The organism is Streptomyces sp. NPDC006384, from assembly GCF_042870695.1.
Lineage (GTDB): Bacteria > Actinomycetota > Actinomycetes > Streptomycetales > Streptomycetaceae > Streptomyces.
The window spans coordinates 42,400-53,852 of record NZ_JBIAHR010000010.1 but is presented as its reverse complement, the minus strand read 5'-3'; the positions used below and the strand labels follow the sequence as shown (position 1 = coordinate 53,852).

General features: G+C 73.6%; 10 protein-coding genes. 2 read left to right on the top strand and 8 right to left on the bottom strand.

The genetic code is table 11. From position 1 onward, the window contains the following. Positions 1-158: 158 nt before the first annotated feature. From ACFYOJ_RS15660 to ACFYOJ_RS15635, 6 genes are all read right to left on the bottom strand, one after another. On the bottom strand, positions 159-1,037 hold the full coding sequence (locus tag ACFYOJ_RS15660) for a PRC and DUF2382 domain-containing protein (protein ID WP_356558134.1): 879 nt from the start codon (positions 1,035-1,037) through the stop codon (positions 159-161). 84 nt (positions 1,038-1,121) lie between these two features. Further along, on the bottom strand, positions 1,122-1,952 hold the full coding sequence (locus tag ACFYOJ_RS15655) for a lysophospholipid acyltransferase family protein (RefSeq protein ID WP_356558133.1): 831 nt from the start codon (positions 1,950-1,952) through the stop codon (positions 1,122-1,124). Further along, positions 1,949-2,722: a GNAT family N-acyltransferase gene (locus tag ACFYOJ_RS15650; protein ID WP_356558132.1), complete on the bottom strand. Its 774-nt coding sequence runs from the start codon at positions 2,720-2,722 to the stop codon at positions 1,949-1,951. The genes ACFYOJ_RS15655 and ACFYOJ_RS15650 overlap by 4 nt, the downstream gene beginning before the upstream one ends. A gap of 188 nt (positions 2,723-2,910) precedes the next feature. Beyond that, positions 2,911-3,660: a succinate dehydrogenase/fumarate reductase iron-sulfur subunit gene (locus tag ACFYOJ_RS15645; protein WP_356558131.1), complete on the bottom strand. Its 750-nt coding sequence runs from the start codon at positions 3,658-3,660 to the stop codon at positions 2,911-2,913. Continuing rightward, entirely contained in the window at positions 3,657-5,606 is a 1,950-nt protein-coding gene (locus ACFYOJ_RS15640) for a fumarate reductase/succinate dehydrogenase flavoprotein subunit (RefSeq protein ID WP_356558130.1), read from the bottom strand. Before ACFYOJ_RS15640 ends, ACFYOJ_RS15645 begins: the two co-directional genes overlap by 4 nt. Before the next feature lie 2 nt (positions 5,607-5,608). Continuing rightward, positions 5,609-6,280: a succinate dehydrogenase gene (locus tag ACFYOJ_RS15635; protein ID WP_356558136.1), complete on the bottom strand. Its 672-nt coding sequence runs from the start codon at positions 6,278-6,280 to the stop codon at positions 5,609-5,611. A gap of 130 nt (positions 6,281-6,410) precedes the next feature. Between ACFYOJ_RS15635 and ACFYOJ_RS15630 the strand changes: the two genes are divergently transcribed. Then, entirely contained in the window at positions 6,411-7,295 is an 885-nt protein-coding gene (locus ACFYOJ_RS15630) for a LysR substrate-binding domain-containing protein (RefSeq protein WP_356558129.1), read from the top strand. Positions 7,296-7,442: 147 nt separating this feature from the next. Here the strand turns inward: ACFYOJ_RS15630 and ACFYOJ_RS15625 are convergent, their stop codons facing one another. Next, complete coding sequence (locus ACFYOJ_RS15625; RefSeq protein WP_356558128.1) at positions 7,443-9,587, bottom strand: EAL domain-containing protein; 2,145 nt, start codon at positions 9,585-9,587, stop codon at positions 7,443-7,445. Continuing rightward, complete coding sequence (locus tag ACFYOJ_RS15620; RefSeq protein ID WP_356558127.1) at positions 9,584-10,396, bottom strand: SAM-dependent methyltransferase; 813 nt, start codon at positions 10,394-10,396, stop codon at positions 9,584-9,586. The genes ACFYOJ_RS15625 and ACFYOJ_RS15620 overlap by 4 nt, the downstream gene beginning before the upstream one ends. A 921-nt stretch (positions 10,397-11,317) precedes the next feature. Here ACFYOJ_RS15620 and ACFYOJ_RS15615 point away from each other — a divergent pair. Beyond that, positions 11,318-11,449 (top strand): hypothetical protein, encoded by a 132-nt coding sequence (locus tag ACFYOJ_RS15615; RefSeq protein WP_356558126.1) that lies wholly within the window; start codon positions 11,318-11,320, stop codon positions 11,447-11,449. The last annotated feature ends 4 nt before the right edge of the window (positions 11,450-11,453 follow it).

Below are 11,453 nucleotides of genomic sequence, written 5' to 3'. Positions count from 1 at the left end.
GCGGGCGGCCGCCGGCCCCCCCGTCCCAGCCCCCCGCGCCCCCCGCCCGCCCCGCCCCCCCCCCCGGGGCCGGGGGGGGGGGGCCGGGGGGGCGGGGGCGCCCCCCCCCCCCCCCCCCCCCCCCCCCCCCCCCCCCCCCCCCGCGGGACGGCCGACGGCTACCTGCGGCCCCGCCGGGTGTCGTCGTCGTCGGTGAGGTCCTCCGTCTCGGCCTCGATCCTCTCCTTGCGGACGCGGCCGCGCACGGTCTCGTTCTCCGTGTGCTCCTCCGTGGTCATCCGGACGCGCTCGACGGGCACCGTCTCCGTCTCCACGACGGGGCGCTCCTCGTGCAGGGTGACCTCGTGCTCGGCCTCCGTGAAGGCCGGGCCGGAGAGCGCCTCGTCACGGTTGGCGTCCGTGATCGGCTCACGCTCCACCCGTACTTCCTCGTGGCGCACCGGGACGGTCTGCTGGACCTCCTCCGTGACGACGTACTTGCGCAGCCTGGCCCGGCCGACCTCGCGCTGCTCGACGCCGACGTGCATCTGCTCCTCCGAGCGGGTCATCGCGTCGTCGCCGCCGCGCGCGCCCGTCCGGCCGGAGGTCTCCCGGCGTCCCGCGGCACCGGCCGCGCCGGCGGTGCCCGCCACGCCGGCCGCACCGGCGTCGCCGGTCCTGCCGGTGCCCGCGGCCCAGCGGCCGTCGTCGGTCCGCTCGGCCTCGGACAGCACGCTGTCCCAGTTGATGCCGTAGTAGTCGTAGAGCCGGTGCTCCTCGGTCTCCGACAGATGGCCGCCCGCGTCGACGTCGACATTGGGCGCGCCCTTGACCTGGTCCTTGCGGTACGGGACCTCGAGGTGGTCCTCCACCAGCGAGGCGTCTCGGATGGGCACGAACGACTCGTTGGAACCGAAGAGGCCCGTCTTGACGCTCACCCACTCGGGACGCCCGGTCATGTCGTCGAAGAAGACGTGCTTGGCCTCGCCGATCTTGTTGCCGTCCCCGTCGTAGACCGGGTGGTCCAGGAGGTCGGCGATCTCTTCACGGGTGATCATCTGGCATCACCCTCCTTCCGGAGTGCCTGTAGTCCGGATGTCCGCTCCGGCACTCCGAAAACGGAACACAGGGAACAAAAGGCACTAACTTTTCGTATGCGCTTTCTCCCGGTGACCGTGCCGGCCGTCCCACGTCCCCGGTCCCGCCGGCCGGGCGGCGTCGGCGAGCGAGCGGCGGTCGCGGTGGCGGCCGGGCGGAAGGGGCGGGCACACCTCCACCTCGGCCGTCAGCCCACTTGCCGTCACCACCCGCCACACCGAGGCGAGCAGCGTGTCCTCGCCGACGAACGCGGGCACCGTGCTCACCGTCCCCCGTCCGGTCCGGTAGCGGATCCGTACCGGCTGGACCGGCGCCCCCGCGTCCAGCGCGGCCTGGAACACGGCCCGGCGGAAGCGGCCGCGGGCGCGCCCGCACCAGGTGCTGCCCTCGGGGAAGGCGGCGACCGCGGCGCCCTCGCGCAGCGCCCGCGCCACCAGGGCGACGGTGTCCGGCAGTGCCCGCAGCCGGTCGCGCTCGATGAACACCACGCCCGCCCGCGCGGCGAGGCCGCCCGCCACCGGCCACCGGCGGATCTCGCTCTTGGCCAGCATCCTGGCGGGGCGCACGGCGGCGAGCAGCGGGACGTCCAGCCAGGAGACGTGGTGGGCGACCAGCAGCAGTCCCCCGGCCGGCGCGGCGGCGCCGGTGACGCGGACCCGGACCCCGGCGGCCCGCACGATCCAGCGGCACCAGCGGCGCACCAGTGCGGCCGGCACCCGCGGGCGGGCCGGCGTCAGCGCGACCGCGATCCCGGCGAGCAGCAGGACGGCGACCGCCGCGAGCCGCGGCACGGCCCGTACCACGGCGCCCGCGGCACGGTCCGGCTCCACACAGGTCCCCGGGGTGCAGGGCGCGGCGGGCAGCCAGGCGCTCACCGGGCCGGGAGCAGCGAGAGGAAGTGCCGCAGGTACCGCGGGTCGACGCGGCTCATGGGCAGCAGCACGTACAGGTCGGCGACGCCGAAGTCCACGTCGTGCGCGGGCTCCCCGCAGACCCAGGCGCCCAGGCGCAGGTAGCCGCGGAGCAGGGCGGGCAGTCCGGTGCGGGCGGCGGGCGCCGAGGCGTGCGGCGTCCACGGGAGCAGGGGGCGTACGCGGTACTCCTCGGGGGCGAGGTGGCCGGTCCTGACCCGGTTCCAGGCGGCGGAGGCGAGCTGCCCGCCGTCGGCGAGCGGGAGGGAGCAGCAGCCCGCCAGCCACTCGTGGCCCCGTTCGGTCATGTAGCGGGCCAGGCCGGCCCAGATCAGTGCGATGACGGCGCCGTCGCGGTGCTCGGGGTGGACGCAGGAGCGGCCGACCTCGACCAGGGAGGGACGTATCGGGTCCAGGGCGGAGAGGTCGAACTCGCCCTGCGCGTACAGCCGTCCGGCGACGGCGGCCCGTTCGGGCGGCAGCAGCCGGTAGGTGCCGACGACCTGTCCGGTCGTCTCCTCGCGCACGATCAGGTGGTCGCAGTGGGCGTCGAAGGGGTCGATGTCGTGGCCGGGCTGCGGGCTCGTCAGCAGGGCGCCCATCTCCCCGGCGAACACGTCGTGCCGCAGCCGCTGCGCGGCGCGCACCTCCTCCTCGTCGCGGGCGAGTGCGACGGTGTAGTGCCGGGGCGCGGTGGGCAGCGGGGGGCGGTCTGCGGTCAGTACGCCGGTCATGGGTGCTCTCCTGGTCGCGGGGCCGGGTCCGCCCCAGTTCTTCCGACGGGGGCTGTCCTCAGCGTGACCGGCACCGGGAGAGCGGATGTGGGATTGCTGAATGCCAGGGGCGGGAAGCGAGACGGGGCCGGGAGGAGCACCTCTCCCGGCCCCGCCCGTCCGCGCTCTCCGGCGAACGTCCGGTGGGGCTACTTGCGGGCCGCCTTGCGGGTGGCGCGCAGCCACTCCTTGTTCATGCTGGTGATGGAGAACAGCGGAATGCCCTTGGGGCAGGCGGTCGCGCACTCGCCGGCGAGCGTGCAGCCGCCGAAGCCCTCCTCGTCCATCTGCGCGACCATGTCCAGCACGCGGGTCTCCCGCTCGGGCGCCCCCTGCGGCAGCACGTTCAGGTGGTTGACCTTCGCGGAGGTGAAGAGCATCGCCGCCCCGTTCGGGCAGGCGGCGACGCACGCGCCGCAGCCGATGCACTCGGCGTGCTCGAAGGCGAGGTCGGCGTCGGGCTTCGGCACCGGCGTGGCGTGGGCCTCCGGGGCGGCGCCCGTGGGCGCGGTGATGTAGCCGCCGGCCTGGATGATGCGGTCGAAGGCCGAGCGGTCGACGACCAGGTCCTTCACGACCGGGAAGGCGGCGGCCCGCCAGGGCTCGATGTCGATGGTGTCGCCGTCCTTGAAGGACCGCATGTGGAGCTGGCAGGTGGTGGTGCGCTCGGGGCCGTGGGCGTCGCCGTTGATGACCAGCGAGCAGGCGCCGCAGATGCCCTCGCGGCAGTCGTGGTCGAAGGCGACCGGGTCCTCGCCCTTGAGGACGAGCTCCTCGTTGAGGGTGTCGAGCATCTCCAGGAACGACATGTCCGGCGAGATCCCGTCCACCTCGTACGTGGACATGGCACCGTCGGCGGCGGCGTTCTTCTGGCGCCAGACGCGCAGGGTGAGCTTCATGCGTAGCTCCGCTGGGTGGGGTGGACGTACTCGAAGACCAGGTCTTCCTTGTGCAGGACGGGCGCTTCGCCGGTGCCGGTGAACTCCCAGGCGGCCGCGTACGCGAACTCGTCGTCCTTGCGGGCGGCCTCGCCGTCCGGGGTCTGGGACTCCTCTCGGAAGTGGCCGCCGCAGGACTCCGTGCGGTGCAGCGCGTCGAGGCACATCAGCTCGGCGAGCTCCAGGTAGTCGACGATGCGGTTGGCCTTCTCCAGGGACTGGTTGAACTCCTCGCCGGTGCCGGGGACCTTGACGCGCCGCCAGAACTCCTCGCGGATCCGCGGGATGCGCTCGAGGGCCTCGCGCAGGCCGGAGTCGGTGCGGGCCATGCCGCAGAACTCCCACATCAGTTCGCCGAGTTCGCGGTGGAAGGAGTCGGGGGTGCGGTCGCCGTCCACGGACAGGAGCAGGTTGAGCCGGTCCTCGGTCTCGGCCAGCACCTCCTGCACCACCGGGTGGCCGGCGTCCACCTCCTCCTTGTGCGGGTTGCGGGCGAGGTAGTCGTTGACGGTGGCCGGCAGGACGAAGTAGCCGTCGGCCAGTCCCTGCATCAGGGCGCTCGCCCCGAGCCGGTTGGCGCCGTGGTCGGAGAAGTTGGCCTCGCCGATCGCGAACAGGCCGGGGACGGTGGTCTGGAGGTCGTAGTCGACCCACAGTCCGCCCATCGTGTAGTGCACGGCGGGGTAGATCCGCATCGGCACCCGGTACGGGTCCTCGTCGGTGATCCGCTGGTACATGTCGAAGAGGTTGCCGTACTTGGCCTCGACCGCCTTACGGCCCATGCGCGCGATGGCGTCGGCGAAGTCCAGGTACACGCCCTGTCCGCCGGGGCCCACTCCCCTGCCCTCGTCGCAGACGTTCTTGGCGGCGCGGGAGGCGATGTCGCGCGGGACCAGGTTGCCGAAGGACGGGTAGATGCGCTCCAGGTAGTAGTCGCGCTCGTCCTCGGGGATCTCGTTCGGCGGCCGGTCGTCGCCCTTGGCCTTCGGCACCCAGATCCGGCCGTCGTTGCGCAGCGACTCGCTCATCAGCGTCAGCTTGGACTGGTGGTCGCCGGTGCGCGGGATGCAGGTCGGGTGGATCTGCGTGAAGCAGGGGTTGGCGAAGTACGCGCCGCGCCGGTGCGCCCGCCACACGGCGGTCGCGTTGGAGTTCATGGCGTTGGTCGACAGGTAGAAGACGTTGCCGTAGCCGCCGCTCGCCAGGACCACGGCGTCGGCGAAGTACGTGTCGATCCTCCCGGTGATCAGGTCCCGGGCGACGATGCCGCGCGCCCGGCCGCCGACGACGATCAGGTCGAGCATCTCGGTGCGCGGGTGCATCTCGACGTTGCCGGCCGCGATCTGCCTCGACAGCGCCTGGTAGGCGCCGAGCAGCAGCTGCTGGCCCGTCTGGCCGCGGGCGTAGAAGGTGCGGGAGACCTGGACGCCGCCGAAGGAGCGGGTGTCGAGCAGGCCGCCGTACTCGCGGGCGAAGGGCACGCCCTGGGCCACGCACTGGTCGATGATCTCGACGGAGATCTGCGCGAGCCGGTGCACGTTGGACTCGCGGGCCCGGAAGTCGCCGCCCTTGACGGTGTCGTAGAAGAGGCGGTGGATCGAGTCGCCGTCGTTGCGGTAGTTCTTCGCGGCGTTGATGCCGCCCTGCGCGGCGATGGAGTGGGCGCGGCGCGGGGAGTCCTGGTAGCAGAACTGGACGACCTTGTAGCCCTGTTCGGCGAGGGTGGCGCCGGCCGAGCCGCCCGCCAGGCCGGTGCCGACGACGATGACGGTCTGCTTGCGCCGGTTGGCGGGGTTGACCAGCTTCGCCTCGAAACGGCGCCTGTCCCAGCGCTCGGCGATGGGTCCGGCGGGCGCCTTGGTGTCGGCGACCGGCTCTCCGGTCGTGTAGTCGGCGTAGGTAGTCATGGTCAGCTCACCACTCCGGTCATGACGCCCACGGGGACGGCGACGAAACCGGCCGTGAGCAGCAGCGCGAGGACGTTCGCGACGGTCTTCAGGGCGCGGTCGCGGGTGCGGCCGCCGGCGCCGAGGGTCTGGGCCGCGGACCAGAAGCCGTGCCGGATGTGCAGGCCGAGGGCGAGCATCGCGACGATGTAGACGGCGTTGCCGTACCAGGTGGAGAAGGTGTCCACGACGTTCTGGTAGGGCCTGCCGCTCTCGAAGCCGCCGGAGTGCACGGTGCCGGTGGTCAGGTCCAGGATGTGCCAGACGACGAACAGGCCGAGGATGATCCCGCCCCAGCGCATGGTGCGGGTCGCGTAGCTCGCGCGCGGCTTTCTGTGCACGTACTTGACGGGCCGCGCCCGGATGTCGCGGCGGCTGAGCTGGTACGCGGACGTGGCGTGGGCGACGACGGCGACGACCAGCACGACGCGGACCAGCCACAGCGTCCACTCGTAGTGCATGAACGGCTCGCCGACCGTGCGCAGCCAGTGGGCGTAGTGGTTGAACTCGCCCGCGCCGAAGAAGATCTTCAGGTTTCCGATCATGTGGGCGACCAGGTAGAGCAGCATGACGAGACCGCTGACCGCCATCACCGTCTTCTTGCCGACGGTCGAGTCCCACATGGTGCGCGCCATGGACGGCCGTCGGTCCGTCCGCGTTGCCAGAGCCATGTCGCAGACGCTACGGGGAACACGCCTCATCGGTCCAAGACATGGTCCGGCTCGATTCCATAGGGAACGCCTATCGCCGGCGTAAGCTTGCGGCATGCAGTTCCAGCAGCTCCAGTACTTCGTGGCGGTCGCCGAGACCCGTCACTTCACCCGGGCCGCGGAGTCCGTGCACGTGGCGCAGCCCTCGCTGTCGCAGCAGATCAGGGCGCTGGAGCGGGAGCTGGGCGCCGACCTCTTCCTGCGGGCGCGGGGCAACATCACGCTCACCGACGCCGGCGAGGCGCTGCTGCCGCTGGCCCGGCGGATCCTGGCCGACGCCGACACCGCCCGGCACGAGGTGCTGGAGCTGGTGCAGCTGCGCCGGGGCCGGGTCCGGCTGGGCGCCACGCCGAGCCTGTGCACGGGGCTGCTGCCCGACGTGCTGCGCGCCTTCCACGACCGCTATCCCGGTGTCCGGCTGCTGATCGAGGAGAGCGGCTCGCACGACCTGGTGCGGGAGCTGGCCCGCGGCGCGCTCGACCTGGCGCTGGTGGTCCTGCCGCTGCCCACCGCGTCGCCGGCGCTGACCACGGTGGAGCTGCTGCGGGAGGACCTGGTGGTGGTGTCGTCGCCGGAGGCGCCCCGGCCGGGCGGCGGGCGGCGCACGGTGCGGATCGCCGACCTGGAGGGCGAGCGGCTGGTGATGTTCCGGCACGGGTACGACCTGCGGGAGCTGACCGTGGCCGCGTGCCGCGCGGAGGGCTTCGAACCGGACTTCGCGGTGGAGGGCGGGGAGATGGACGCGGTGCTGGGGTTCGTGCGGGCGGGGCTGGGCGTGGCGGTCGTCCCCCGGATGGTGGCGGCCCGGTCGGGGCGCGGGCTGCGGGTCACCCCGCTGGCCCGCCCGGGCCTGCACCGCACCATCGCCCTGGCCCACCGCAGCGACGTGGCCCCGCCGCGGGCGGCACGGGAGCTGCAGCGGATGCTGCTCGAGCGGTGACTGTCCCTCCGGGGCGGGCCGGGCCCCGGCCGCGGCGCGGGGATGCGGCGTTCGTCCGGATGCGGGTCGGCCATGGCTGAGCGCGCGGTTCCCGCGCCCCTGGCGGAGCGCTCCCCCGGCGCCCGGGACAGGACGCCGGGGAGACGGTCACGCCGTGGCGTCGACCAGCGCCAGCTCGTGCAGGCGGTCCGGCGGGCCCGGACGGGCGTAGTACCAGCCCTGGGCCGTGTCGCAGCCCAGGATGCGCAGCTGCTCGGCCTGGGCTCCGGTCTCCACGCCCTCCACGGTGACGGTGAGGTCCAGGCTGTGGGCCAGGGCGACGATCCCCTCGACGATCTTGAGGTCGACGGGGTCCGCCGGGAACCGCTGCATGCTCTGGGTGAAGGAACGGTCCAGCTTGAGGACGCTCACCGGCAGCCGGCGCAGGTTGGCGAGGTTGGAGTAGCCGGTGCCGAAGTCGTCCAGGGCGATGTCCACACCCATCTCGGCCAGCCGCCGCAGCGGCTTCAGCAGGTCGTCGTCGGCGCCGATCAGCGCGGACTCCGTCACCTCCAGGCAGAGCGCGTCGGGCGCGACACCGGTCCGTTCCAGGATCTCGACGGTGTCCTGGACCAGCCCGGGGTGGGTGAGCTGGCAGGGCGAGAGGTTGACGTTGATGCGCAGCGGGCCCGCGGTGGTCGTCCCGCCGTACCGCTCCCGCCACACGCGGGCCTGCCGTACGGACTGCTCCAGCACCCAGCGGCCCAGCGGCACGATCAGCCCGGTGTGCTCGGCGAGCGGGATGAAGCGGTCCGGGCCGAGCACCCCGTGCTGCGGGTGCAGCCAGCGCACCAGCGCCTCGGCGCCGCGCACACTGCCGTCGCCGAGGTGCACCAGCGGCTGGTACTCGATGAAGAACTCGCCCCGCTCCAGCGCCGCCGGCAGCGCGGTCGTCAGCCCGTGCCGGGTGATGACGCGGGCGTCGGCCTCGGGGTCGGCGAACTCGAAGCGGTTGCCGCCCGCCGACTTGGCCCGGTACATGGTGATGTCGGCGCTGCGCAGCACCTCCGCCGGGCTGTGTTCCCCGGCCGGTCCCTCGACGATGCCGATGCTGCCGCGCACGGTCAGTTCACGGCCGTCGATGCTGATGGGGGCGAGCAGCGCGTTCATGATGCGCCCGGCGAGCTCGTCCACCTCGTGCCGGGTGTCCGTGCCGGTGGTCAGCGCCACGAACTCGTCGCCGCCGAGCCGGGCGACCATCTCGCCGGGCGCGGTGGCGCAGGACTGCAGCCGGTCGGCGACCTCCACCAGCAGCCGGTCGCCGGCGGCGTGGCCGAGGCTGTCGTTGACGGTCTTGAAACCGTCGAGGTCGAGATAGCACAGGCCGAACCGCCGGCCCGGCCCCGCGCCGAGGGCCTTCTCCAGGCGCTCGAAGAAGAAGCTGCGGTTGGGCAGCCCGGTCAGCGCGTCGTGGGTGGCCTCGTAGCGCAGCCGCAGATGGAGCAGCCGGCGCTCGGTGGTGTCCTCCATCAGCGCCAGCTGGTACTGCGGGGTGCCGTCGGCGTCGCGCAGCAGGGAGACGGTGAGGTTGGTCCACAGGACCGTGCCGTCGGGCCGGTAGAAGGCCTTCTCGCAGTGGTAGGCCTCGCGTTCGCCGCGCACCAGCTCCTCGTAGAGCCGCCAGGTCTGGGGCGCGTCGTCGGGGTGGGTCCACTCCCGGACGTTGCGGCCGCGCAGCGCCGGGTCGGGCAGGCCGAACATCCGCGCCAGCGCCCCGTTGACCTGCAGGACGGTGCCGTCGAGGCCGGCGATGCCGATGCCTATGGCGGCACCCTCGAACACCGCGCGGAAACGTGCCTCGCTGGCGTGCAGGGCCTCGGCCACCACGCCCTGCGCGGTCAGGGCGGCCTGGGCGATGGCCTGCTGTTCGGCCAGCGTCCGTTCGCGCAGCGCCTCGGCGAACCCGGCCGCCATGGCGTGCTGCAGCCGTGCCGAACGCGCCCGCAGGTCCTCCGGGTCGCCGTCCTCGCCGCAGTACAGCACCAGATAGGCGTCCACGCAGTCCAGCGTGCGGGCGAGGGCGTCGGGGTCGGTGCAGTGCGCGTCGACGAGGGCCGCGCCGACCGTCTTCGCCTCGTCCGCGTCGAGGCTCCGGGCGTGCAGCAGCTCGCGCAACCGGCGGGCCAGCGGCACCAGTTCCTCCTCGAACTCGGCCCGCGTCGACGACGTCGAGGTCACCGGGAACACCGCCCGGCTCCAGATCGTCGCGAAACGGCGGAGTCTGTCCTGCGCCCCGCCCGGCTCCGCGCTCACGCCGTACGCCCCACGCCCGCGAAACCGGAGAAGGCGTACGGGTCCTCGTCCTCCGGCGCCGACTCGGGCCGCCAGCGCGGCATCGGGACCAGGCCGGGTTCCACCATGTCGTACCCCTCGAAGAACCGCGCGATGTCCTCACGCGAACGCATGATCAGCGGATTGCGGATGTCCTTGTACACCTCCACCGCGCCGCCCGCCCGATCGGCCGGCAGCGGGATCCCCTCGCAGGAGGCGTGCGTCAGCACGAGCAGACTGCCGGGCGCGAGCGCGCCGCTCAGCTCGGCCACCGCCGCGTAGGGGTCGTCCGCGTCTTCCACGAAGTGCAGTATGGCAACGAGCAGCAGGGCCACCGGACGATTCAGGTCGATGAGCCGCTCCACCTGCGGACTGGAGAGGATCGCCTGCGGCTCGAGCAGGTCGGCGGCGACGGCGTCCGCGTCCTCGTCGCCCGCGAGGACCGCCCGGCTGTGCGCGACCGCCACCGGATCGTGGTCGACGTACACCACACGGGCACCGGGCCGCGCCGCGCGGGCCGCCTCGTGGACGGTGCCGAAGGCGGGGATGCCGGAGCCGATGTCGAGGAACTGGCCGATGCCCTCCCCGGCCGCGAAACGCACCGCGCGGCGCAGGAACGCCCGGTTCGCCCGCACGATCCCGGGGAGACCCGGCATGAACTCCATCGCCCTGCGGGCCGCTTCGCGGTCGGCCTCGAAGTTGTGCGAACCGCCCAGGTAGAAGTCGTGGATGCGGGACACGCTCGGCACCGAGATGTCGATGCTCCGTGGGGCCCGGACAGGGCGCTCCATCTGTCTCTCCAAGGCTCGGGCGATCCGGTGTTCGAGCCGAGGCTACTGATCACCGGCCGGAGGGGCGAGCCCGGGCCGGGGCGGACCGGCCGTTCCCGGTCACTGCCCGCGGCACGTGCCGGGTGCCGGAGCGCGTCGCGGTACGCGGACGGAGACGGGTCCGCCGCCGCCCGGGGCGGGCGGGGAGCGGCCGCGGAAAGGGGAGTTGCCGCTTCCCAAACGCACCGGCCGGCTGCCCGCCGGGCACGACGGCGCGCCAAGTACCGTCGCTTTCCAGATCGTTGCTGACGCCGCCCCTCTGCCACCCGCGAAGGCGGATGCCGTCGCGGCACCGGCCGGCCGCCGGTCAAACCGCGCGACCGCCCCGTTCCCTCCTTCGGGGCAATCCGCCGCTTACCCCGCGTGGTCCCGTGCGCAAGGCCGGATGATCACGTCGTGCATGGACCCGAACCGACCCGATCCGCCTTCGCCGGGCGGGTGTTGGCCCTGGTGACACTGGCGTTCGCGCTCGCCGGCGCACCGGCCGGCCCGGCGCAGGCCGACGCCTGCGCGTACGCCTCGACCGGCCCGGACGGCACCGACGCGGTGGCGGTCGCCGGGGACGCCCCCTGGCCCGACTTCCCGCCGTGCCCACGGCCCACGCCGACGCCGCCCCCGGCACCGCCCGCGCCGAAGCCCCCGCCACCGAAGCCGACGCCCCCACCGGCACCGCCCGCGCCGAAGCCTCCGCCACCCCCCGCCCCGAACCCCGAACCGCCACCCGCACCGCCCCCGGTGCCGGCACCACCGGCACCGACACCGACTCCCGCACCGACACCGACACCGACACCGAGCCCCACGCCGGTGCCGGCACCGCCCCGCCCGGCTCCGTCCGCACCGGCCCCGTCCGCCACTGCGGCCCCCCGTCCGTCGCTCACCCCCGTGCACTACCCGCGCCACCGCACCGCCCGGGTGCAGCAGCGGTCCTCGCGCGGAGTCACCTCACCCCTGGTCTTCGTCCTGCTCGTCACGGTGCCCGCCGTGGTGGCCGTCGCCGCGCTGCGCGCGCGCTGATCCC